The organism is Aminobacter sp. Y103A, assembly GCF_030294925.1.
Taxonomy (GTDB): domain Bacteria; phylum Pseudomonadota; class Alphaproteobacteria; order Rhizobiales; family Rhizobiaceae; genus Aminobacter; species Aminobacter ciceronei.
In genome coordinates this window covers 2,748,408-2,770,507 of the sequence record NZ_AP017986.1, presented here as the reverse complement: position 1 = coordinate 2,770,507, position 22,100 = coordinate 2,748,408, and the positions used below count along the sequence as shown (strand labels likewise).

Genomic DNA, 22,100 nt, shown 5'->3' with positions numbered 1-22,100 from the left:
CGTTCTGCTGATATAGTTCCATCAGGCGCGCCGCAACAGACGCGCCGATGGGTATCGGTCATGCGTTGAGCGCACGCCCATAGGCGTCGAGCACGCTTTCCTTCATCGTTTCCGAGATCGTCGGATGCGGGAAGATGGTGTGCATCAGCTCTTCTTCCGTCGTTTCGAGGTTCATCGCCACGACAAAACCCTGGATCAGCTCGGTCACTTCGGCGCCGACGAGGTGCGCGCCGAGCAACTGGCCGGTCTTCTTGTCGAAGATGGTCTTGACCATGCCCTGATCCTCGCCAAGCGCGATTGCCTTGCCGTTGGCGACGAAGGGGAAGCGGCCGACGCGGATGTCGTGGCCGGCTTCCTTGGCCTTGGCTTCGGTCAGGCCAACGGACGCGACCTGTGGGTTGCAGTAGGTGCAACCTGGGATCTTGAGCTTGTCCATCGGATGCACGTTGGGCAGGCCGGCGATCTTCTCGACGCAGATGACGGCCTCGTGCTCGGCCTTGTGCGCCAGCATGGGCGGACCTGCGACGTCGCCGATGGCATAGATGCCAGGCACATTGGTCTTGCCGTAGCCGTCAATGACGATGCAGCCGCGGTCAGTCTTCACGCCGAGCGCTTCGAGGCCGATGTTTTCGATGTTGCCCTGCACGCCGACGGCCGAGATCATGCGGTCGGCGGTGATCTTCTCTATCTTGCCGTCCTTCATCTCGACATGGGCGGTAACCGAATTGGCGCCCTTCTCGACCTTGGTAACCTTGGCTTCGAGATGGATCTTCATGCCCTGCTTTTCGAACTGCTTCTTGGCGAAGGCCGAGATCTCGGCGTCTTCCACCGGCATGACGGCTGGCATCACTTCGACGACGGTCACCTCGACGCCCATCGTACGGTAGAACGAGGCGAATTCGATGCCGATGGCGCCGGACCCCATGACCAGCAGCGACTTCGGCATCTCCGGCGGCACCATCGCCTCGAAATAGGTCCAGATCAGCTTGCCATCCGGCTCGATGCCGGGCAGCACGCGCGGACGGGCACCGGTAGCAACGATGATGTGCTTGGCGCTGTAGGTGCCCTCACCCAGCGTGTTCTTGGGCAACGGCGCCTGCGGCTCCATCGGCTTTTTCGACGATTTCGACACGACGATCTGGCCGGGCTTGGTAAGCTTGGCCTCGCCCCAGATGACGTCGACCTTGTTCTTCTTCATCAGGAAGCCGACACCGCCATTCATGCGCTGGGCGATGCCGCGCGACCGGTCGACGATGGCCTTGAGGTCGGGCGAGATCGAGCCTTCGAGCTTCAGGCCGTAATTCTTGGCGTGCTCGGCGAGATGCAGCACTTCGGCCGAGCGCAGCAGCGCCTTGGTCGGGATGCAGCCCCAGTTGGAGCAGATGCCGGCGAGGTGCTCGCGCTCGACGACTGCAGTCTTGAGACCGAGCTGGGCAGCGCGGATCGCAGCGATATAGCCGCCGGGGCCGGAGCCGATAACGATGACGTCGTAATTGTCAGCCATGAGTGTGCCTCTTGTTCAGGTCGCGCTGCGGGTGAGCAGCACCCAGTCGTGTTGTTTGCTGTAGGTGTCGGTCGATACGGATGGCTGGCGCGCGATTTCCTCAAACCCGCAGGATTTGTAGAGGCCAAGCGCCACGTCATTGTCGCTTTCGGTGATCAGGCTGACCGGCCGGGCGCCGGCACGCTCGAGCTCATGATCGACGAGCTTTCTGCCGATGCCATGTCCGCGATGGTGCTGGTAGACACCGACGCTGTCGATGAACCAGTGGCCGATGGTCTGTTGCTGAAGCACGAGGATCGGCTCGAACACCGGGTGAGGCGCTTCCTCTTCGGCAAAGGACGGTTCGACGACATGGCCGATCACCAGACCGGCGATCTCGCCATCGACCTCGGCCAGGCTGGCATTTTTCCAGCCGGCACGGTCGTCGTCGCAACGCAGCTGGTTGCGGCCATGCTCGAGAGCCGTCTGCGTCGTGCCTTCCAGCACCGCGCCATACCATAGCCATGACGCCAGCCCGTGCGATGACAGGTCGACGAGGATGGCGAGTTCGGCGGCATCGCGCCGCTCGGCCCTGCGGATGGTGATAGCGCCAGCCAAGCTCTAGAGCTCCAGCATGACGCGCACGATCGGCGCGAGTGCCGTGCCGATCGCCCGCGTGTTCTGAGCATCGAGATGCACGCCGTCGAGCGGTGTCGTCTCGGCGATGGAGCCGGCGTCGAAGAAACCGCAGCCGACCTCGTCGGCTAGCGCTGCATAAAGCGGGGCCAGCTGCTTCGAAGCTGCGTCGCCGCCGGCGAACATGTCCTTGTATTCGGCATTTTCGGTGCGACTAACAGCTGGCGGCGAAACCAGCAGGATTTCTGGCGCGGCATGGCCCATGCCGTGGTCGTAGGAGCGCACGATGGAGACGAGGCGCGCCATGCCCTGCCTCGCGGCCAGCGGGTTGCCGTGGATCCAAGGCTTCATGTCGTTGGCGCCGAGCATGATGACGACCACATCGATCGGCGCATGAGTGCCGAGGATGGTCGGCAGAAGCCGCGCACCATTACGGTCGGCAGCGGCAAGGTTGTCATCGAAGGCAGTCGTGCGGCCGTTCAGCCCTTCCGCGATAACTTCGACGCCCTCGCCCAGTTCGGCCTGCAGCACGCTTGGCCAGCGGTCTTCAAGCGCGTGACGGCCCGGCCCCGCGGCATCGTAGCCCCAGGTCAGCGAGTCGCCGTAACAAAGCACAGTCTTCATGATTGAAGTCCTCGAATCCCCTCCCTTGGCAGGGAGGGGAAATGGGGAAACTACACCAGCATGCCCATCGGGTTTTCGATGAAGCGCTTGAAGGCCGAGAGCAGTTCGGCGCCAAGCGCACCGTCGACGGCACGGTGGTCGGTCGACAGCGTCACCGACATCACATTGGCGATCTTGATCTCGCCATTCTTGACGACCGCCCGTTCCTCGCCCGCGCCGACCGCCAGGATGGTGGCGTGCGGCGGGTTGATGACGGCCGAGAAGTCCTTGATGCCGAACATGCCGAGGTTGGAGACGGCACTGGTGCCGCCCTGATATTCCTCAGGCTTGAGCTTGCGGTTGCGGGCCCGGCCGGCAAGGTCCTTCATTTCATTGGAAATGACAGACAGCGTCTTGATGTCGGCCTGGCGGATGATCGGGGTGATCAGGCCACCCGGGATCGACACGGCAACACCGACATCGGCGTGCTTGTGCTTGACCATGGCCTGGTCGGTCCATGACACATTGGCGTCGGGAACGGCCGTCAGGGCCAGCGCCATCGCCTTGATGATCATGTCGTTGACCGACAGCTTGTAGGCCGGCACGTCGCCCTTTTCAGTCTTGCGCACCGGCGCCGCCGCGTTGAGCTGGGCGCGGAGCGCCAGCAGCGCGTCGATCTCGCAGTCGAGCGTCAGATAGAAGTGCGGGATGGTGCTCTTGGCCTCGACAAGACGGCGCGCGATGGTCTTGCGCATGTTGTCGTGCGGGATGAGTTCGTAGCTGCCTTCTTCGAACAGCTTGAGCACCTGTTCGTCCGACATGCCCTTGGCAGCGGGTGCTGCAGCCGGAGCACCGGCAGGAGCCTTGGCAGCAGGAGCAGCCTTGGCGCCGCCACCCGAGATCGCAGCCTCGACGTCGGCTTTGACGACACGGCCATGTGGGCCGGTGCCGGTGACAGCCGAAAGGTCGATGCCCGAATCCTTGGCGATGCGGCGGGCGAGCGGCGATGCAAAGGTCCGGCCGTCGCCGGAGGGTGCAGCGCCGTTGGTCGCAGCTGGCTTGGCTGCCGAAGCAGCAACGGGCGCGGCAGCGACCGGAGCAGCAGCGGGCGCCGCAGGTGCCGCGGCAACAGGTGCTTCCGCCTTCGGCGCGTCTGCCTTGGCAGGAGCGGCATCGCCGCCCTTGGCTGCAGCCGCGACATCTTCGCCGTCGCCGGCGAGAATGGCGATCAGCGCATTGACCTTGACGCCTTCGGTGCCGGCCGGAACCAGCAGTCTGGCGACAGTGCCCTCATCGACGGCCTCGACTTCCATCGTTGCCTTGTCGGTCTCGATCTCGGCGATCACGTCGCCAGGCGAAACCTTGTCGCCTTCCTTGACCAGCCACTTGGCCAGATTGCCCTCTTCCATGGTCGGCGAAAGGGCAGGCATGGTGATATTGATCGGCATGATGACCTCCCGCCCGTGTCAGCGATACGTGACTGCTTTGACCGCCTCGATCACTTCGCCGACATTCGGCAGAGCGAGCTTCTCGAGATTGGCGGCGTAGGGCATCGGCACGTCCTTGCCAGCGATGGTGATGACAGGCGCGTCGAGGTGATCAAAGGCGCGCTGCGACACCTGGTTGGCAATGTGGTCGCCGACCGACGACTGCGGGAAGCCCTCTTCCACCACGATCAGCCTGTTGGTCTTCTTCACCGAGGCAATGATGGTGTCGAAGTCGAGCGGACGGATGGTGCGGAGATCGATGATTTCAGCATCTATGCCCATGCCGCGAAGTTCTGCCTCGGCCTTGATCGCATAGGTCATGCCGATGCCGAACGACACGATGGTGACGTCCTTGCCGGTCTTGTGCATGCGCGCCTTGCCGATCGGCAGAACGAAATCATCGAGCTTCGGCACGTCGAAGGAATGGCCGTAGAGGATTTCGTTCTCGAGGAAGATGACCGGGTTCGGATCGCGGATGGCAGCCTTGAGCAGGCCCTTGGCGTCGGCTGCCGAGTACGGCATCACCACCTTGAGCCCCGGAATGTGGCTGTACCATGCGGCATAGCACTGCGAGTGCTGGGCCGCGACGCGGGCAGCCGCACCGCTCGGTCCACGGAAGACGATCGGCGCGCCCATCTGGCCACCCGACATGTAGAGCGTCTTGGCAGCCGAGTTGACGATCTGGTCGATCGCCTGCATGGCGAAGTTGAAGGTCATGAACTCGACGATCGGCTTGAGGCCGGTCATCGCAGCACCGACGCCGACGCCGGCGAAGCCGTGCTCGGTGATAGGGGTATCGACGACGCGGCGCGGGCCGAACTCCTGCAGCAGGCCCTGGGTGATCTTGTAGGCGCCCTGGTACTCGGCGACCTCCTCGCCCATGATGAAGACGTCACCGTCGCGGCGCATTTCTTCGGCCATGGCATCGCGCAGCGCTTCACGCACCGTCGTCGACACCATCTCAGTGCCGGCGGGAATGTCGGGGTCGGCAGCGACTTCAGTCTTGGGCGCGGCAGCGACAGGGGTGGCGGCAACCGGACCAGCGGCAGCGGCCGGTGCTGCCGCGGCAGCGGGTGCCTCGGCCTTGGCAGGCGCAGCACCCTTACCGATGTCGGCAGCACTTTCGCCGTCCTGCAAAAGCACAGCGATCGGCGTGTTGACCTTGACACCTTCAGTGCCGGCGGCGATCAGGACCTTACCGAGGGTGCCCTCGTCAACAGCTTCCACTTCCATGGTCGCCTTGTCGGTTTCGATTTCGGCGATGACGTCGCCGGCGACGATCTTGTCGCCTTCGTTCTTCAACCACTTGGAAAGATTGCCCTCTTCCATCGTCGGCGAGAGCGCAGGCATGAGAATTTCGATCGGCATGTTCGCGCCCTCCCTTAGATCAAGATGTCGGTCCAGAGCTCGGAAGCATCCGGCTCGGGATCGGTCTGAGCAAAGTCTGCGGCGTCAGCCACGATGTCGCGAACATCCTTGTCGACCGCCTTGAGGTCGTCTTCGCTGGCCCACTTCTTGGCGATGAGGCGCGCCTTGACCTGTTCGATCGGGTCGTGCTCGGAGCGCATCTTCTGCACTTCGTCCTTGGAGCGGTACTTGGCCGGATCAGACATCGAGTGACCGCGATAGCGGTAGGTTTCCATCTCGAGGATCATCGGACCGTTGCCCGAACGGCACCATTCGGTGGCGAGATCGCCAGCGGCCTTGACCGCGCGCACGTCCATGCCGTCGACCTTGATGCCCGGAATCTTGAAGGACACGCCGCGCTGCGAGAAATCCGTCTCGGCCGAAGCACGCGTAACGGCGGTGCCCATGGCGTAGCGGTTGTTTTCGATGACGTAGATCACCGGCAGCTTCCACAGCGCGGCCATGTTGAAGCTCTCATAGACCTGGCCCTGGTTGGCAGCGCCGTCGCCGAAATAGGTCACCGAAACATTCGGATTTTCGCGATAGCGGTTGGCGAAGGCCAGGCCGGTGCCGAGCGACACCTGGGCGCCGACAATGCCATGGCCGCCGTAAAAATGCTTTTCCTTGGAGAACATGTGCATGGAGCCGCCCTTGCCTTTCGACAAGCCGCCCCGACGCCCGGTCAGTTCCGCCATGACGCCGCGCGCCGACAGGCCCATGGCAAGCATGTGGCCGTGATCGCGATAGGCAGTGATCATCTGGTCGCCTTCGATCAGCGACATCTGCAAGCCGGTGACGACAGCTTCCTGACCGATATAGAGGTGGCAGAAGCCGCCGATGAAGCCCATGCCGTAGAGCTGGCCGGCCTTTTCCTCGAAGCGGCGGATCAGAAGCATCTCGCGATATGCCGCGAGGTCCTGTTCCTTGGTGAAATCGACCGGCTTGGGTGTTACCGGCGCTGAAAGGGATTTTGAATCGGATCTAGATTTGGCAGGCGCTTTTTTGGCTGCGGTGGCCATGCATCACTCCCTAGTGGCGTCTCTTTGCGGACAATGAGGAGATCATGCATAATCTCTCCTCTCCATGTCCAAACGCTAGCATGGTGAGTGACGCTGCGCCATGCGGAAAAATGCATAGCAGGCATGCGGTTAAGCGCCTAAAAACGTTGGATTTCTTGTTGATTAACTGGAAGTCAGTTAATACGGCGCCCGGATGGCCGCATTATGGTCAGTTCATCAGCATGGGACATATTCAAGGCGTTGCGCGCCTGTTCGTCAAGCATGTCCTTCTCCAGCGAGCCGTCGTGGAGCATGTGGACGCGGCGCTCGACATCGAGGCGTTGCGCCCTGACCGTGTCCAGCCGGGCCTGGAGTTCGATGGCGCGCGCCTCGAGCCTGTACTTGGAATAGATACCGAATTCGCCATGATAGGCGTGGAAGCCGAAATAGGACAGGAACATCACCGCCAGCGCCGGCACGATCAGGCGCCCGGTGTTTGTCTGCTTATGCTGGCGTGTCCACATGGTCAGAACCTCTTTCAGGCTCTTGTCGCTCCATTGTGCTTAATGGAGCGTTACGGTCTGGTGCTCACCCGCTTCCAGAACCAAAAAAGGCGGGAAACATCCCGCCTTTTTCAATCATCTATGCAACAAGCGATCAGCCGCGCAGGATCGACCTGCCGGCGAAGCGCGCCTGCTTGCCGAGCTCTTCCTCGATGCGGATGAGCTGGTTGTACTTGGCGGTGCGATCCGAACGGGCGAGCGAGCCGGTCTTGATCTGTCCGCAGTTGGTGGCAACGGCGAGATCGGCAATGGTCGAATCCTCTGTCTCACCCGAACGGTGCGACATGACGGCGGTGTAGCTTGCCTTGTGCGCGGTCTCGACGGCGTCAAGCGTCTCGGTCAGCGAGCCGATCTGGTTGACCTTGACCAGGATCGAGTTGGCAACGCCCATCTTGATGCCGTCGCGCAGGCGGGCCGAATTGGTAACGAACAGATCGTCGCCGACCAGCTGCACCTTGTCGCCGCACAGATCGGTCAGGTACTTCCAGCCTTCCCAGTCGTCCTCGGCCATGCCGTCCTCGATCGAGATGATCGGGTAGTCGGCGGCGAGCTTGGCCAGGTACTTGGCCTGGGCCTTGGGATCGCGGGTCTTCTTCTCGCCTTCATAGACATAGTTGCCGCCCTTGAAGAACTCGGTCGCAGCGCAATCGAGCGCGAGTGCCACGTCCTCGCCCGGCTTGAAGCCGGCCTTCTCGATCGATGCCATGACGAAGTCGAGCGCAGCCTGCGCGCTCTTGAGGTTCGGCGCGAAGCCGCCTTCGTCGCCGACATTGGTGTTGTGGCCAGCGTCCTTCAGCCCCTTCTTCAGGGTGTGGAAGATTTCCGAACCCCAGCGCACGGCGTCGCGCAGCGAAGGCGCGCCGATCGGCATGATCATGAACTCCTGGAAGTCGATCGGATTGTCGGCATGCGCGCCGCCATTGATGATGTTCATCATCGGCACCGGCAGGACGCGGGCGTTCGGGCCGCCAACATAGCGGTAGAGCGGCAGGCCCGACGATTCGGCAGCGGCCTTGGCAACGGCGAGCGACACGCCAAGGATGGCGTTGGCGCCGAGGCGGCTCTTGTTGGGCGTGCCGTCGAGCTCGATCATCGTCTGGTCGATGTGGATCTGGTTCTCGGCTTCCATGCCGCCGATTGCCTCGAACAGCTCGCCATTGACGGCTTCGACGGCGCGCTCGACGCCCTTGCCGAGATAGCGCGGGCCACCGTCGCGCAGTTCCATCGCCTCATGGGCGCCGGTCGAGGCGCCAGACGGAACGGCGGCGCGGCCCATCGAGCCGTCCTCGAGAACCACGTCCACCTCGACGGTGGGATTGCCGCGGCTGTCGAGAATCTCGCGGCCGACGATATCGATGATTGCTGTCATGTGAGGCATCCCCGGGAGCTGATCGCAGATGGATCGGTTGGATTTCCGCGCCCGTCTTAGCCAAAGATCAGGAAAACGCAATCGCGGGCGGCCAAATATCACGCTGCGTCAGCCGCGGGATTCACTTTAGACAAAACGCTGTCATCATAATTCATCCGAACAGGCAGGCATCGGCCAAACTTTCGGGTAAACTGCGGGCGCGCGGGGCGAAACAGAGGGAGTTTCGCCATGTCCGAGTTGAGTGGTATCTTGAGTTTGTTCTTTATCGCCGCGGCGTTTCTGACCTCATGCGACAGTCAACCGCCCCCGCAAGGCGTGTCGCAGGTGCGGATACTACCGACACCAAGGTAAGTCGCCGGCACAAAAGAAAAGCCCCGCAATGCGGGTCCGCTTCGGCGGGGCTTTTTGCTTGTCAGGCATTCGCCACCAGCACGCCTAGTGCCAGTAAGGCTCGACGCGATAGTGTTCATAGGATGCATCGCGCGCCAGACGGCCATCGTCCTCGGTCAGTTCGTTCACCGAGTAGGAGGGTGCCGCCTTGAGCTGCTCCTTGGAAAACGGGACGACATAGCCGCCGCGACCCTTGTCGAAGTCCAGCGTCGACCACGGTATGGCGTGGTAGCGCTCGCCAATGCCCAGGAATCCGCCGAAACCGATGACGGCAAACATGATGCCGTTCGACAGCTTGTCGAGCATCACGTCCTCGATCGTTCCGATGGTCTCGCCCGACGTGTTGTAAACGTTGGTGCCGATGACCCTGGATGCGGGAATGGCTTTGGTGTGACCAGTGACTGTCGTCATGATCCTGCTCCTCGTTGGTTTGTGGATGCAGGACTAACGATCCCCCGGCGTGGAGGTTCCCCGATTTTCCCGGCGACAGGAATGCCGGCGGTTCAGTCGTTGAGGATGAAGGTCACTTTCATGTTGACCCGGTAGGCGACGATCTTGCCATCCTCGACGACGACCTTCTGGTCCTGAATCCAGGCGCCCTCGACATTCTTGAGCGTCTTCGAGGCGCGCGCGATGCCCTCTTCGATGGCGTCCTTGAAGCTCTTGGTCGACGACGAGGTGATTTCGGTAACGCGGGCAACAGACATGGAGGCTCTCCGGCTGATACGCTCAGTCACGGAAGCGAGCCTACGCCCGGCGCAAGCCGGGCTCAAGCTGGAGTTGCAGACAGCCTGCCTCAGCCCTTGGCGATACGGTCGAAGGCCATCAGGCGTTCGAGCAAGGCCGGCATGTCCTTGAACGGCACCATATTGGGACCGTCCGAAGAGGTCGAATTGTCGGGGTCTTCATGTGTTTCGATGAACACGCCAGCAACGCCGACGGCAACGGCCGCCCGCGCCAGCGTCTCGACGAAGCGGCGCTCGCCGCCCGAGGTGGCGCCCTGCCCGCCCGGCTGCTGCACCGAATGGGTGGCGTCGAAGATCACGGGTGCGCCTATGTCGGCCATGACAGGCAGGCCGCGCATGTCGGAGACCAGCGTGTTGTAGCCGAACGACGTGCCGCGCTCGGTCACCAGTACGTTCGGATTGCCCGAGCCGGTCACCTTTGCCACCACGTTCTTCATGTCCCAAGGCGCCAGGAACTGGCCCTTCTTGACGTTGACCACCTTGCCGGTTTTTGCGGCAGCAATCAGCAGGTCGGTCTGGCGGCTAAGGAAAGCCGGAATCTGCAGCACGTCGACAACTTCGGCGACGATGGCGCACTGCTCCTCGGTGTGGACGTCGGTGACGACGGTGACACCGAGTTCCTTGCGCAGGTCGGCGAAGGCGGGCAGCGCAGCTTCGAGGCCCGCGCCGCGCGTGCTCGACAGCGAGCTGCGGTTGGCCTTGTCGAAGCTTGACTTGTAGACGAAGCCGATGCCGAGTTTCTGGGTAAGTTCCTTGAGCTTGCCGGCCATGTCGAAGGCATGCTGGCGCGATTCGAACTGGCACGGGCCGGCGATCAGCGACAGTGGCGCATCATTGGCGAAGAGGGTCTTGCCGACCGTCACATTTGCATTCGGCTTGGTCATTTCTGCTCCTCGAAAATGAAGATTGCGCCCTGCCCCGGCGCAGCCGGAACCACAAGGCGCTGGCCGTCTAGATCGTGCGCGACGGCGCGTTCGACAAGAAGCGCCCTTGTCGCGGCAAGATCGTCGACGACAAAGACGATGGCTTCAAGTCGAATGCCCGGCGCATATGGCCCGTCGCGGATGCTTAGCCGCGCATTTGCGAGTGCCACGCCGGCATCGTCGGCCGCACTCCGTGCGATTGTCGCAAGCAACTTGGCCGCCGCCGCGATGTTTCCGGCAGCAAGCTCGATCGCCAAGACGCGTCTGGCGCCATTGGCATGTGCCTGGAGCGCCGACCGGTCGACGGCAGGTACGTTGGCACGCTCGCAGGTGAAAAAGAAGGCGTCGGCATCGGCATTGGGCTGGGCAGCGAAGGCCAGCCGAAACGATGCTACGTCGGACCTGCCCGAGGCGTCGACGAAAGGACGCGAAAAATCGAGCCGGCTGCCTGCGGATACGCCTGCAGCCACGAACGCGGTATGGTCGGCGTCGGCGTCACCGGATCCGAACACAACGGCCGAAAAGCCCTCCTCGCCATGCGCGTCGCGGAAGACACGATCGCGCGCAACAAACGCGTTGCCTTCACGAACCGCCTTGTCGGCCGCGACCCGGTCACCGACGGCAAGCGGCTCCAGGAAGGTGCCGTCGCTGAGATAGACGCAGCAATTGATGGTTCCGAACGGGTGCGTGCCTTGCGGCGAGACGCTGAATCCAAGTGCGGCAAGCCGGTCGCGCGCCAGCGTCAGGTCACCGGTCGGCAGGACCACGTGGTCGAGCGGCCGCGGGCTGTTGGTTTTCGTCATGGCTGCGCTGTGCCCGAAATCCCGATGTGAAGCAAGAGTGCCCCGCTCGCGCTACGACGCCACCATGTCGCCCAGCCGGCGGACCGTGTTCCAATTGCGCGACGTGCCGACACCACCGGCGCGCTTGGGCGTCAGAGCGCCAAGCAGCCGCGACGACGCCATATTGCGGGAAAAATAGAGCCAGATGTCGCCGTCGACAGAGGTGAGCTTTTCGTCGGCGGCGGCATAGGGGCGAAGCCGCTCGATCACTTCCGAAGTCACCGGCTCGCGCATCACACGGACACCGACCTGATCGGCGTGCAGTTCGGATTCCGCGAGAAAAGGGTTGGCAGCGACGAGCTTCAGCCAGGCGGCGGCATCGCGGACGATGATATCGACATGCTTGCCGAATTTTGGCGCGAACGCCGCTTCGAGTTCGCGCTCCAGTGCCGAAACCGTCTTGCCTTCTGCCTCGAAGACGAGGTTTCCGGTTGCAACCAGCGTACGCGGATTTTCGAGGCCGAGATCCGTCGCCATGTCACGCAAGTCGGACATGACGAGGCGACGGCCGGGTCCGAGAACGACGCTGTAGAGCAGCGCGACAAAGGTGGTCATGCGGCCGGCCACCCGGGGAAAGAAATGCGCGCCGGCGAGTTCACGTCGGCGCGCATGGATATCAGACCAGCCGGCTCTGTTCGACAGCGGCTTCGATGAAGCTCGCAAACAGCGGGTGCGGCTCCAGCGGACGGCTCTTCAGCTCCGGATGGTATTGCACGCCGATGAACCAGGGATGGTCGGGATACTCGACGGTCTCGGGCAGCACGCCGTCGGGCGACATGCCGGCAAAGACCAGGCCGCACTCTTCGAGGCGGTCCTTGTAGTCGATGTTGACCTCGTAGCGGTGGCGGTGACGCTCGGAGATGTCGGTGTCGCCATAGATCTCGGCGATCTTCGAGCCTTCGGTAAGCTTGGCGTCAAACGCGCCGAGACGCATCGTGCCGCCGAGATCGCCCGAAGCCTTGCGCTTCTCGAGCATGTTGCCCTTGAGCCATTCGGTCATCAGGCCGACGACCGGCTCCTTGGTCGAACCGAACTCGGTCGACGAAGCAGCCTCGATGCCGGCCAGCGAACGGGCAGCCTCGATGCACGCCATCTGCATGCCGAAGCAGATGCCGAAATACGGCACCTTGCGCTCGCGGGCGAACTTGGCCGCCAGGATCTTGCCTTCCGAGCCTCGCTCGCCGAAGCCGCCGGGAACCAGAATACCGTGGACCTTTTCGAGGAATGGAGCCGGATCTTCCTTCTCGAAGACTTCGCTTTCGATCCAGTCGAGCTTGACCTTGACGTTGTTGGCGAGACCGCCATGCGACAGCGCCTCGATCAGCGACTTGTATGCGTCCTTGAGGCCCGTGTACTTGCCGACCACGGCGATGGTAACTTCGCCTTCCGGGTTGTGGATCAGCTGCGACACATTCTGCCAAGGGTCGAGACGCGGCTTGGGTGCCGGATCGATGCCGAAGGCGGCCAGGACTTCCGAGTCCAGACCTTCCTTATGGTAGGCCAGCGGCACGTCGTAGATGTGGCCGACGTCGAGCGCCTGGATGACGGCGGATTCGCGCACATTGCAGAACAGCGACAGCTTGCGGCGTTCTTCCTTCGGGATGTCGCGGTCGGCGCGCACCAGGAGGATGTCGGGCGCAATGCCGATCGAGCGCAATTCCTTGACCGAATGCTGGGTCGGCTTGGTCTTGAGCTCGCCAGCGGTGGGGATGTACGGCATCAAAGTCAGATGGACATAGACAGCGTTGTTGCGCGGCAGGTCGTTGCCGAGCTGGCGGATCGCCTCGAGGAACGGCATCGCCTCGATGTCGCCCACCGTACCGCCGATCTCGCAGAGCACGAAGTCGTACTCGTCATTGCCGTCGAGGATGAAGTTCTTGATCTCGTCCGTGACGTGCGGGATGACCTGGACGGTTGCGCCGAGATAGTCGCCGCGCCGCTCGCGTTCGATGATGTTCTTGTAGATGCGGCCGGTGGTGATGTTGTCGCTCTGGTTCGCCGAACGCCCGGTGAAGCGCTCATAGTGACCCAGATCGAGATCGGTTTCCGCGCCGTCGTCGGTCACGAACACCTCACCATGCTGGTAAGGCGACATCGTTCCCGGATCGACATTGAGATACGGATCGAGTTTTCGGATGCGCACGCGATATCCGCGTGCCTGCAGAAGAGCCCCGAGGGCCGCTGCGGCTATGCCTTTTCCAAGGGAAGAGACCACGCCGCCGGTAATAAAAACATATCGCGCCATGGGATTCATCGCTTAACGCGGCCAAATCGATTCCGCCAGAGAAAAATCCGCCGCGTCGGACTTTTCCCTATCTGGCTGTTCAGTGTTGCTGCCTGTAGGCCATGCAAACAAAAAGGCCGGCGTGACCGCCGGCCCGCTATCAGCGTTATGAAAACGCCTTACATGACGATGACTTCAGAGCCCATCCTCACGCGGTTGTAGAGATCCATGACGTGGTCGTTGACCATACGGAAGCAACCGTTCGAAGAGTTTGTGCCGATCGTCTGCGGCTGGTTGGTACCATGGATACGGATATGGGTATCCTTCTTGCCCTGGTAAAGGTAGATGGCACGCGCTCCCAGCGGGTTTTCCGGCCCGCCGTTCATGCCGTCCTTGTACTGGCCGTACTTCTTGGGCTCGCGTTCCTGCATTTCCTTGGTCGGGATCCAGCGCGGCCATTCCTGCTTGTCGCCGATGGTGGCCTTGCCCTTGAACTCCAGGCCTTCGCGGCCGACCGCAATCGCATAGCGGCGCGCCGTCGACGACGATTCGATCAGATAGAGATAGCGCGCGCCGGTATCGACGACGATCTGGCCGCGCTCGTAGCCGGAGAACGAGACTTCCTGCGGCTCGAAGTCGGACTTCACCTTGAACTGCTTCTTGGCCTGCTTGGCTTGCAGCACGGCGTCGAGCGCACGTGTCTGCGGCAGCATCGACTGCTGCGGCGCGCTGCCGCCGAAGATGCCGGCGAGCAGGCCGGTCTGGCGCGGACGATCCTGGCTCTCGCTGCGCAGCTCGCCATTGTTGCCGGCAGAAGCCACTTCCGCGACATCAGGCGCCAGTGGCTCGATCGGCTTCATCACAGCGAGCGGCTGGAGATCGCGCTTGGGAGCCGGAGCTGAGGCGGTGGCAACCTGGGCGGTAGCCTTTTCAGACTTCTTCAGGCGGGCAAGTTCGCGGGCCTGTTCGGCCTTCGCCTTGGCTGCGGCCCGCATCGCCATCTTCTTGGCCTCGAGCATCTTCAGCCGGGCGACTTCCTTATCGGCCTTGATCTTGGCTTCGAGGTCCTTGATTCGCGACAAGTCCTCGTCGGTCGGCTTCTTCTTTTTCTTGAGCAGCTTGAGTTCAGCAGCATCGCTCTTGGCGGCGACAGTGATGACGTCGCTTGCGGCAGGCTGCGGCGCCGCAACGGTGCCGGCCGAGGTGGCGGCAAAGGCTGTCGAGCTCATGAAAGTGGCGCAAAGGCCAGCAAGAAGGATGCGGCGGAGCTGCATGGCGAAGGGATCCCGAACGTTCAACGCGAAATTTTCTTGCGACCAACCGCGGTGCCCCCAAGGCTCCCCCGCCGAATGCCGCAACCCTGCTATAATAGATTAGCCGGAGGCGCCTCAAGGGAGGCACCACCGGCTGACCAATCGAATTGTCGTGATTGACGCGGCATTTGCCGCAACTGTGTTCAAACAACAACAGGTTGCGGCAAAGGGTAAATAATTAGTTAGGAACCTGCGGCGTCGCAGGGGCCGCCGGCGTGGCCGGAGCTGGCTGCTCGGTGCCCGAAGCGGCAGGCGCGGCGGGCTGAGTCGCGGGTGCCGCGGGTGCCGTGGCGTCTGATGCCGGAGCAGCCGGAGCGGTCGACCCGCCGAGCTGGTCGAGAACGCCGTTGCCGCCGGTGGTTCCACTCTGGGTAGTCGGCACGCGGTCGAGGATGTCGGTCGGCTTGGCGCCGTAACGGGCAACGATCGACAGCGTCAGCGACGTGACGAAAAACACCGTCGCGAGGATGGCGGTGGCGCGAGTCAGCGCGTTGGCAGCGCCGCGCGCCGTCATAAAGCCCGATCCGCCACCGATACCGAGGCCGCCGCCTTCAGAGCGCTGCAGGAGCACAACGCCGACAAGGGCGAGCACGACCATCAAGTGGATGACGATGAGGACGGTTTCCATTGCGCTTCCTGGGATCTTTCCTGACGTGGGAGGGCCGCGCACAAAAGCGCCCGGCACTCCGGAGGCGGCTCAATACAATGCTTTCTAGGCATTTCCAAGCCCGCCGGCCGAATATGGGGTGACTCGTTGCCTTTGCAACGGTCACGTGTGGTGAATCAGAGCTTGCGATAGGCGTCGGCAATGCCGAGGAAATCTGCCGCCTTGAGGCTGGCGCCGCCGACCAATGCGCCATCGACGTTGGCGACAGCCAGCAATTCGTTGGCATTGGACGGCTTGACCGAACCGCCATAGAGAATGCGCATCTTGGCAGCCGACGCCCCCAGCTTCGCGGCAAGGCGTTCGCGGATATGGGCATGCGCCTCGGCGACATCGGCAGCCGTGGGCGTCAAGCCAGTGCCGATCGCCCAGACCGGCTCATAGGCGATGACAGCATTGGCAGGCGTTGCCGTCGTCGGCACCGAGCCTTCGATCTGGCGCGACAATACCTGCAGCGTCGTTCCGCCTTCCCGCTCGGCATGGGTTTCGCCAACACAGATGACGGCAACCAGCCCTGCGCGCCAAGCCGCTTCCGCCTTGGCACGCACGATCTCGTCGGTTTCGCCATGGTCGGTGCGGCGCTCCGAGTGACCGACGATGACGTGGCTGGCACCGGCGTCCTTGAGCATCTCGGCGGAAACGTCGCCGGTATGGGCGCCGCTCTCCTTGGCATGGCAGTCCTGGCCACCCATCTTGACCGGGGTTCGGTGCAGGATCTCGGCAGCACGCGAAAGCAGCGTCGCCGGCACGCACAGAAGCGCGTCGGTCTCGGCATCGAGGCCGCTCATAAAACCGCCGGCAATGTTGCGCAATTCGTTGAGCGAGTTGCTGGTGCCGTTCATTTTCCAGTTGCCGGCAACGAGTGGGCGGATTCCTGGCGTCATAGTGCTCTTCCCTCGAAATCGATGTTCGCTCGGGCAACCTCACTACCAAAAACAAGCCACAAAGCAATCGACACTGGCGGCGAAGGGCGCTATTGCGCTTCGTTCATGCAGGCGCATGCGACAATGCGCGTATACGGGATCTGTTACATGCTCGAATCGATGCGAAGTGCTGCTGGAACCTGGGTTGCGAAGCTGTTGCTTCTGCTCCTCGTCGTCAGCTTCGCGATCTGGGGCATCTCGGGTCAGATGATGAGCCAATTCGGCGGCGACCAGGTGGTCACGGCCGGCGGCACGCATGTTACAGGTGTCGAATACCGCCTCGCCTATGACCGCCAGCTGAACGTCATGTCGCAGCAGTTCGGCCAGCGCCTGACCCGCGACCAGGCCAACGCGCTCGGCATCGACAACCAGGTGCTTTCGCAGCTCGTCGCCGGTGCGGTGCTCGACGAACAGGCACGCAAGCTCGGCCTCGGCCTCTCCAAGGACCGCCTCGCCGAACTCACCTGGGACGACCCGACCTTCCGCGGCGCCGACGGCAAGTTCGACCGCCAGGCTTTTGAATACATCCTGCGCCAGATCGGCATGCGCCCCGAAGACTATCTGAAGAACCGCGCCCAGGTTGCGGTCCGCCAGCAAATCGTCGAAGCCGTTTCCGACGGCCTCGAGGCTCCTGATACCTTCCTGCGCGCCGTCGCACTTTACCGCGGCGAAGATCGCACCATCGACTACCTGCCGCTGCCCAAGTCGCTCGTCGAGCCGATCGCGGCACCGGGCGACGACGTGCTCAAGGCCTGGTTCGAGGAAAACAAGAAGAACTACGCCGCCCCTGAATTCCGCAAGCTGAGCTACGTCAAGCTCGAGCCGGAAGACATCATGGATGCCGCAGCCGTGACCGAAGAACAGGCGCGCCAGGACTACGACAAGAACAAGTCGCACTTCACCACCGCCGAGACGCGCAAGATCGACCAGCTTGTGCTGAGCGCCGATGCGGCCAAGGCTGCTTCCGATGCGATCAAGGGTGGTGCGACCTTCGACAAGGTTGTCGCCGACCAGGGCAAGACCGCGGCTGACGTGGCCCTCGGCTCGCTGACCAAGGACAGGATCGCCGACAAGGCGGTCGCCGACGCCGCCTTCGCGCTGCAGGCCAATCAGGTCAGCGACGTCGTCCAGGGCGCTTTCGGCCCAGTGCTGGTCCGCGTCAGCGAGATCACGCCGGAAACCGTCAAGACCTTCGACGAGGTCAAGGACCAGATCCGCAAGGAGTTGGCGCTGGCCGAAGCCAACCGCATCCTGCTCGACGTGCACGACTCCTACGAGGACGCCCGCGCCGCAGGTGAGTCGATGAAGGCTGCCGCCGACAAGCTGAAGCTCAAGATGGTGACGATCGATGCCATCGACCGCGCCGGCCAGCAGCCAGACGGCACCATCGTCAACGACCTGCCGGACTCGCGCAACCTGATCCAGGCGGCCTTCACCGCCGAATCCGGCACCGAAAACCCGCCGCTCAATGTCGGCACCAATGGTTTCGTCTTCTACGAGGTCGACGAGATCACGCCTGCCCGCGACCGCACGCTCGACGAGGTCCGCGAGAAGGTCGTCGCCGACTGGACCGCTGCCGAAGCGACGAAGCGTCTCAAGGCAAAAGCCGACGAGTTGGAGAAGCGCCTCAAGGACGGTGCCTCGCTCGACGTGATCGCCGGCGAACTCAAGCTCGAAAAGCAGACCAAGCGCGGCCTCAAGCGCGAGGCCGACGATGCCGATTTTGGCCGCGAGGGTGCCTCCGCGATGTTTGCAATGGGCCAGGGCGGCACTGGCATCGTCCCCGCCCCTGCCGGCGATGCGCAGATTCTGTTCAAGGTCGCCGAAGTGTTCGAGCCTGCCGGTGCGGACAAGAGCGCGGTGCCAGAGGACGCGCAGAAGCAGTTTGCCTCGGGCATGTCGGACGACCTGCTCGACCAGATCGTCGCCCAGCTCCAGGGCGAGTATCAAGCAACGATCAACCAGGCGGCGATCACCCGCGCACTTGCGGTGGGAACGCCATGAGCGCACTCAAGCCGCATATCGCCAAGGTCGCCGCGGGCACCCCTCTCACCTTCGAGGAGGCACGCGAGGCCTTTGACATCATCATGTCGGGCGAAGCCACGCCCGGCCAGATCGGTGGCTTTCTCATGGCGCTGCGGGTGCGCGGCGAGACCGTAAGCGAGATATCGGGCGCCGTTGCCACCATGCGCGACAAGATGCTGCGCGTCGAAGCCCCTGCCGATGCCATCGACATCGTCGGCACCGGCGGTGACGGTTCGCACAGCGTCAACATCTCGACTGCCTCGGCCTTCGTCATCGCGGGCGCAGGTGTGCCTGTCGCCAAGCACGGCAATCGCGGCCTGTCCTCGCTGACCGGCGCCGCCGACGTTCTGACCGCCCTTGGCGTCAACATCGACCTCACGCCCGAGGCGATCGGCCGCTGCATCCATGACGCCGGCGTCGGCTTCATGTTCGCGCCGGCGCATCACCCGGCGATGAAGCATGTCGGCGCGACCCGCGTCGAACTTGGCACCCGCACCATCTTCAACCTGCTCGGCCCGCTCTCCAATCCCGCCGGCGTCAACCGCCAACTGGTTGGCGTGTTCTCGCCCGAATGGGTGCGTCCGGTGGCCGAGACGCTGAAGGAACTTGGCGCCCAGCACGTCTGGGTGGTCCACGGCGATGGTTATGACGAGATCACCACGACGGGTGAGACCCATGTCGCAGCCCTCAAGGACGGTGTGATCACCACGTTTACGCTGGCGCCCGAACAGGTCGGCTTGAGCAAGCATACGCGCGAAGAGCTGCGCGGCGGCGATTCCGCCTACAATGCCGCTGCCCTGCGCGGGGTTCTCGAAGGTGCCAAGGGTGCCTATCGCGACACGGTGCTAATGAATGCCGGTGCCGGCCTAGTCGTTGCCGGCAAGGCTGCAACGATCGGCGAAGGCGTGTCGCTTGCCGCCGAGGCAATCGACAGCGGCCGCGCCAAGGCAGTGCTCGACCGACTGGTCGCCGTTTCGAACGGATAGAGACATGGCCGATATCCTGCGCCGCATCGAAGCCTACAAGCGCGACGAGATCGCCGCAGCGAAGGCGCTGCTGCCGCTCGCCGAGCTCAAGGCGCGCGCCCGCGACGTCACCAAGCCGCGCGGCTTTCTCGCGGCACTCGAAACCAGGCACAGTGAAAGCCGCTTTGGCCTGATCGCCGAGATCAAGAAGGCGAGCCCGTCCAAAGGCCTGATCCGTCCCGACTTCGATCCGCCGGCGCTCGCCAGGGCCTATACCGACGGCGGCGCTGCCTGCCTGTCGGTGCTGACCGACACGCCGTCTTTCCAGGGCGCACCGGAGTTCCTGACCGCCGCGCGCGACGCCTGCGCCTTGCCGGCATTGCGCAAGGACTTCATGTTCGAACCCTACCAGGTGCACGAAGCACGTGCCTGGGGCGCGGACGCGATCCTGATCATCATGGCGAGCCTGAGCGACGACGATGCCAGGCGTATCGAGGATGAGGCGTTCGAAATCGGCATGGACGTGCTCGTCGAGGTCCATGACGAAGAAGAGACAGAACGCGCGCTGAAGCTTCAGTCGCGCCTGCTCGGCATCAACAACCGCAACCTGCGCACATTCGAGGTCAGCCTCGACACGTCGGAGCGCCTCGCGCCGATGGTGCCGGCAGACCGGCTGCTGGTCGGCGAAAGCGGCATCTTCACGCATGCCGATTGCCTGCGTCTGCAGAAATCCGGCATCTCCAGTTTCCTCGTCGGCGAAAGCCTGATGCGGCAGGCCGACGTGACCTCGGCGACGCGTGCGCTGCTCGATGGCGCAGCCCTGGCAAGCGCCTGACATGGCAACCACCCTCACCCATATCGGCGCCACCGGCGAGGCCAACATGGTCGACGTCGGCGACAAGGCCGAGACGACACGCACGGCAATTGCCGAAGGCCATGTCGTCATGCGCCCGGAGACACTGGCGTTGATCCTGTCGGGCAACGACAAGAAGGGTGACGTGCTCGGCACCGCCCGCATCGCCGGCATCATGGCGGCCAAACGCACCCATGAGCTCGTGCCGCTCTGCCATCCCATTCTTTTGACCAAGGTTTCGGTCGAGATCGAGCCAGATGAGGCGCTGCCCGGCCTGCGCGTCACTGCGCTTGCCCGCGTCACCGGCAAGACCGGCGTCGAGATGGAAGCGCTGACGGCTGCCTCGGTCGCCTGCCTTACCATCTACGACATGGCCAAGGCCGCCGATCGCGGCATGGTGATCTCCGGCATCCGGCTGGTCGAGAAGACCGGCGGCAAGTCGGGCGACTACAAGGCTGCCGAATAGATGGCGCTGCTGCCCGTCGCCGACGCCCTGGCGCGCCTGCTCGACGCTGCCGAACCACGCGGCACGGAAACTGTCGGCCTTGCCCAGGCATCAGGCCGCGTGCTGTCGGCTCCATTACACGCCCTGCGCACCCAGCCGCCCTTTGACGCCTCCGCCATGGATGGCTACGCCGTCCAGGCCGCCGACATCGCTTCACTGCCGGCGCAGCTCAAGGTTATCGGCCAGGCACCCGCCGGCAAGCAGTTCACGGGCACCGTCGGACCAGGCGAGTGCGTCCGCATCTTCACCGGCGCACCGGTGCCACAAGGCACTGATACCGTCGTCATTCAGGAGAACGTTCGCGATCTCGGCAATGGCGAGATCGCGGTGCTCGAGCCAACGCTTGCTGGCCGCAACATCCGCGCCAGGGGCCTCGACTTCAAGCAGGGCGACCTCATCCTTGATGCAGGACGTGTGCTCGACCCGGCAGCGCTCTCGCTGATCGCAGCTGCCAATCATCCCAGCGTCGAAGTGCTGCGGGCGCCTCTGGTCGCCATCATCGCCACCGGCGACGAGCTGTTGCCGCCGGGCAGCAATCCCGGGCCCGACCAGATCATCGCCTCCAACGCCTATGGCGTCGCAGCGATCGTTCAGTCGGTTGGCGCGCGCGTACTCGATCTCGGCATCGCCGCCGACCGCACCGAGGCAATCTCCGCACTGGTCGCCAAGGCGCTCGCCGCCGACGCCGATGTGATCGTCACGCTGGGCGGCGCTTCGGTCGGCGACCACGACCTCGTTCACCGTGTCCTGACCGATCTCGGCATGGATCTCAACTTCTGGAAGATCGCGATGCGCCCGGGCAAGCCGCTGATGTTCGGCCGGCTCGGCAACAGCCGCTGCGTCGGCCTGCCGGGCAATCCGGTCGCCAGCCTGATCTGCTCGCAGATTTTCCTGAAACCTCTGCTGGCGAAGCTTGGCGGCCGCCCTTATTCACCCGACATGCGCAACGGCATTCTCGACACGGCAATGGCGGCCAACGACCTGCGCCAGGACTTTGTCCGCGCGAATGCGCGCGAGACCGCTGAGGGTCTCGTCGTCACACCCTACCTGATCCAGGACTCTTCGATGCTGCGCACGCTGGCCGACGCCAACTGCGCCATCGTGCGGGTGCCCTTCGCGCCTGCAGTCGAAGCCGGCAGCGCCTGCCAGGTGATGATGTTGCGCTGAGCAGCACCTTCCAC

Annotated in this window: 22 protein-coding genes; 5 read left to right on the top strand and 17 right to left on the bottom strand. The window is 63.4% G+C overall.

The annotated features are described in order from the left end of the window. Positions 1-58: 58 nt before the first annotated feature. The 17 genes from lpdA to tpiA form a co-directional block, all read right to left on the bottom strand. On the bottom strand, positions 59-1,504 hold the full coding sequence (gene lpdA, locus Amn_RS13550; RefSeq protein ID WP_286297745.1) for a dihydrolipoyl dehydrogenase: 1,446 nt from the start codon (positions 1,502-1,504) through the stop codon (positions 59-61). A 15-nt stretch (positions 1,505-1,519) separates the two neighbouring features. Continuing rightward, positions 1,520-2,101, bottom strand: a complete 582-nt coding sequence (locus Amn_RS13545) for a GNAT family N-acetyltransferase (protein ID WP_067962329.1) — start codon at positions 2,099-2,101, stop codon at positions 1,520-1,522. 3 nt (positions 2,102-2,104) lie between these two features. Continuing rightward, positions 2,105-2,743, bottom strand: coding sequence for an SGNH/GDSL hydrolase family protein (locus Amn_RS13540; RefSeq protein WP_154387069.1), 639 nt, complete (start codon positions 2,741-2,743; stop codon positions 2,105-2,107). A gap of 50 nt (positions 2,744-2,793) precedes the next feature. Further along, positions 2,794-4,170 (bottom strand): pyruvate dehydrogenase complex dihydrolipoamide acetyltransferase, encoded by a 1,377-nt coding sequence (locus tag Amn_RS13535; protein ID WP_154387070.1) that lies wholly within the window; start codon positions 4,168-4,170, stop codon positions 2,794-2,796. An 18-nt stretch (positions 4,171-4,188) separates the two neighbouring features. Continuing rightward, positions 4,189-5,577: a pyruvate dehydrogenase complex E1 component subunit beta gene (locus Amn_RS13530; RefSeq protein ID WP_154387071.1), complete on the bottom strand. Its 1,389-nt coding sequence runs from the start codon at positions 5,575-5,577 to the stop codon at positions 4,189-4,191. A gap of 14 nt (positions 5,578-5,591) precedes the next feature. Next, positions 5,592-6,635 carry a pyruvate dehydrogenase (acetyl-transferring) E1 component subunit alpha gene (gene pdhA / locus Amn_RS13525; RefSeq protein WP_067962334.1) on the bottom strand — a complete coding sequence of 348 codons (1,044 nt, stop codon included), beginning with the start codon at positions 6,633-6,635 and terminating at the stop codon, positions 5,592-5,594. Positions 6,636-6,808: 173 nt separating this feature from the next. After that, positions 6,809-7,138 (bottom strand): FtsB family cell division protein, encoded by a 330-nt coding sequence (locus tag Amn_RS13520; RefSeq protein ID WP_154387072.1) that lies wholly within the window; start codon positions 7,136-7,138, stop codon positions 6,809-6,811. A gap of 133 nt (positions 7,139-7,271) precedes the next feature. After that, on the bottom strand, positions 7,272-8,546 hold the full coding sequence (eno, locus tag Amn_RS13515) for a phosphopyruvate hydratase (RefSeq protein WP_067966597.1): 1,275 nt from the start codon (positions 8,544-8,546) through the stop codon (positions 7,272-7,274). A gap of 435 nt (positions 8,547-8,981) precedes the next feature. Then, positions 8,982-9,347, bottom strand: a complete 366-nt coding sequence (locus Amn_RS13510; RefSeq protein ID WP_067962336.1) for a PRC-barrel domain-containing protein — start codon at positions 9,345-9,347, stop codon at positions 8,982-8,984. Between the two features lie 92 nt (positions 9,348-9,439). Continuing rightward, positions 9,440-9,643: a dodecin family protein gene (locus tag Amn_RS13505; RefSeq protein ID WP_067962338.1), complete on the bottom strand. Its 204-nt coding sequence runs from the start codon at positions 9,641-9,643 to the stop codon at positions 9,440-9,442. Positions 9,644-9,732: 89 nt separating this feature from the next. Beyond that, positions 9,733-10,566, bottom strand: a complete 834-nt coding sequence (gene kdsA / locus Amn_RS13500) for a 3-deoxy-8-phosphooctulonate synthase (RefSeq protein ID WP_067962342.1) — start codon at positions 10,564-10,566, stop codon at positions 9,733-9,735. Continuing rightward, positions 10,563-11,408, bottom strand: coding sequence for a VOC family protein (locus Amn_RS13495; protein ID WP_286297734.1), 846 nt, complete (start codon positions 11,406-11,408; stop codon positions 10,563-10,565). Before Amn_RS13495 ends, kdsA begins: the two co-directional genes overlap by 4 nt. A gap of 51 nt (positions 11,409-11,459) precedes the next feature. Next, positions 11,460-12,002: a DUF1697 domain-containing protein gene (locus Amn_RS13490; protein WP_182573881.1), complete on the bottom strand. Its 543-nt coding sequence runs from the start codon at positions 12,000-12,002 to the stop codon at positions 11,460-11,462. 61 nt (positions 12,003-12,063) lie between these two features. Then, positions 12,064-13,701, bottom strand: coding sequence for a CTP synthase (gene pyrG, locus Amn_RS13485; RefSeq protein ID WP_154386024.1), 1,638 nt, complete (start codon positions 13,699-13,701; stop codon positions 12,064-12,066). A gap of 149 nt (positions 13,702-13,850) precedes the next feature. Next, positions 13,851-14,900, bottom strand: coding sequence for a L,D-transpeptidase (locus tag Amn_RS13480; RefSeq protein ID WP_312870920.1), 1,050 nt, complete (start codon positions 14,898-14,900; stop codon positions 13,851-13,853). A gap of 262 nt (positions 14,901-15,162) precedes the next feature. Next, positions 15,163-15,612 carry a preprotein translocase subunit SecG gene (gene secG / locus Amn_RS13475; protein ID WP_154386025.1) on the bottom strand — a complete coding sequence of 150 codons (450 nt, stop codon included), beginning with the start codon at positions 15,610-15,612 and terminating at the stop codon, positions 15,163-15,165. Between the two features lie 155 nt (positions 15,613-15,767). Next, the gene (tpiA, locus tag Amn_RS13470) at positions 15,768-16,532 is read right to left on the bottom strand and encodes a triose-phosphate isomerase (protein ID WP_067962354.1); all 765 of its coding nucleotides are present in this window, start codon (positions 16,530-16,532) and stop codon (positions 15,768-15,770) included. A 147-nt stretch (positions 16,533-16,679) separates the two neighbouring features. On the opposite strand from tpiA, the gene Amn_RS13465 reads away from it, so the two are divergent. The 5 genes from Amn_RS13465 to Amn_RS13445 are packed head-to-tail and all read left to right on the top strand — an operon-like array spanning position 16,680 to position 22,086. Continuing rightward, positions 16,680-18,575 (top strand): SurA N-terminal domain-containing protein, encoded by a 1,896-nt coding sequence (locus Amn_RS13465; RefSeq protein ID WP_067962358.1) that lies wholly within the window; start codon positions 16,680-16,682, stop codon positions 18,573-18,575. After that, the gene (gene trpD, locus Amn_RS13460; RefSeq protein WP_286297725.1) at positions 18,572-19,582 is read left to right on the top strand and encodes an anthranilate phosphoribosyltransferase; all 1,011 of its coding nucleotides are present in this window, start codon (positions 18,572-18,574) and stop codon (positions 19,580-19,582) included. Before Amn_RS13465 ends, trpD begins: the two co-directional genes overlap by 4 nt. Before the next feature lie 4 nt (positions 19,583-19,586). Continuing rightward, entirely contained in the window at positions 19,587-20,396 is an 810-nt protein-coding gene (gene trpC / locus Amn_RS13455; RefSeq protein WP_286297722.1) for an indole-3-glycerol phosphate synthase TrpC, read from the top strand. Between the two features lies 1 nt (position 20,397). After that, on the top strand, positions 20,398-20,880 hold the full coding sequence (moaC, locus tag Amn_RS13450) for a cyclic pyranopterin monophosphate synthase MoaC (RefSeq protein ID WP_286297720.1): 483 nt from the start codon (positions 20,398-20,400) through the stop codon (positions 20,878-20,880). Then, complete coding sequence (locus Amn_RS13445) at positions 20,881-22,086, top strand: molybdopterin molybdotransferase MoeA (protein WP_286297718.1); 1,206 nt, start codon at positions 20,881-20,883, stop codon at positions 22,084-22,086. It begins immediately after the preceding gene. Positions 22,087-22,100: the final 14 nt, after the last annotated feature.

Excerpts from the sequence above, each read along its gene's own strand:
- lpdA (WP_286297745.1), bottom strand. The coding sequence starts at position 1,504 with ATGGCTGACAATTACGACGTCATCGTTATCGGCTCCGGCCCCGGCGGC.
- Amn_RS13540 (WP_154387069.1), bottom strand. The coding sequence starts at position 2,743 with ATGAAGACTGTGCTTTGTTACGGCGACTCGCTGACCTGGGGCTACGAT.
- Amn_RS13535 (WP_154387070.1), bottom strand. The coding sequence starts at position 4,170 with ATGCCGATCAATATCACCATGCCTGCCCTTTCGCCGACCATGGAAGAG.
- Amn_RS13530 (WP_154387071.1), bottom strand. The coding sequence starts at position 5,577 with ATGCCGATCGAAATTCTCATGCCTGCGCTCTCGCCGACGATGGAAGAG.
- pdhA (WP_067962334.1), bottom strand. The coding sequence starts at position 6,635 with ATGGCCACCGCAGCCAAAAAAGCGCCTGCCAAATCTAGATCCGATTCA.
- Amn_RS13520 (WP_154387072.1), bottom strand. The coding sequence starts at position 7,138 with ATGTGGACACGCCAGCATAAGCAGACAAACACCGGGCGCCTGATCGTG.
- eno (WP_067966597.1), bottom strand. The coding sequence starts at position 8,546 with ATGACAGCAATCATCGATATCGTCGGCCGCGAGATTCTCGACAGCCGC.
- Amn_RS13510 (WP_067962336.1), bottom strand. The coding sequence starts at position 9,347 with ATGACGACAGTCACTGGTCACACCAAAGCCATTCCCGCATCCAGGGTC.
- Amn_RS13505 (WP_067962338.1), bottom strand. The coding sequence starts at position 9,643 with ATGTCTGTTGCCCGCGTTACCGAAATCACCTCGTCGTCGACCAAGAGC.
- kdsA (WP_067962342.1), bottom strand. The coding sequence starts at position 10,566 with ATGACCAAGCCGAATGCAAATGTGACGGTCGGCAAGACCCTCTTCGCC.
- Amn_RS13495 (WP_286297734.1), bottom strand. The coding sequence starts at position 11,408 with ATGACGAAAACCAACAGCCCGCGGCCGCTCGACCACGTGGTCCTGCCG.
- Amn_RS13490 (WP_182573881.1), bottom strand. The coding sequence starts at position 12,002 with ATGACCACCTTTGTCGCGCTGCTCTACAGCGTCGTTCTCGGACCCGGC.
- pyrG (WP_154386024.1), bottom strand. The coding sequence starts at position 13,701 with ATGAATCCCATGGCGCGATATGTTTTTATTACCGGCGGCGTGGTCTCT.
- Amn_RS13480 (WP_312870920.1), bottom strand. The coding sequence starts at position 14,900 with ATGAGCTCGACAGCCTTTGCCGCCACCTCGGCCGGCACCGTTGCGGCG.
- secG (WP_154386025.1), bottom strand. The coding sequence starts at position 15,612 with ATGGAAACCGTCCTCATCGTCATCCACTTGATGGTCGTGCTCGCCCTT.
- tpiA (WP_067962354.1), bottom strand. The coding sequence starts at position 16,532 with ATGACGCCAGGAATCCGCCCACTCGTTGCCGGCAACTGGAAAATGAAC.
- Amn_RS13465 (WP_067962358.1), top strand. The coding sequence starts at position 16,680 with ATGCTCGAATCGATGCGAAGTGCTGCTGGAACCTGGGTTGCGAAGCTG.
- trpD (WP_286297725.1), top strand. The coding sequence starts at position 18,572 with ATGAGCGCACTCAAGCCGCATATCGCCAAGGTCGCCGCGGGCACCCCT.
- trpC (WP_286297722.1), top strand. The coding sequence starts at position 19,587 with ATGGCCGATATCCTGCGCCGCATCGAAGCCTACAAGCGCGACGAGATC.
- moaC (WP_286297720.1), top strand. The coding sequence starts at position 20,398 with ATGGCAACCACCCTCACCCATATCGGCGCCACCGGCGAGGCCAACATG.
- Amn_RS13445 (WP_286297718.1), top strand. The coding sequence starts at position 20,881 with ATGGCGCTGCTGCCCGTCGCCGACGCCCTGGCGCGCCTGCTCGACGCT.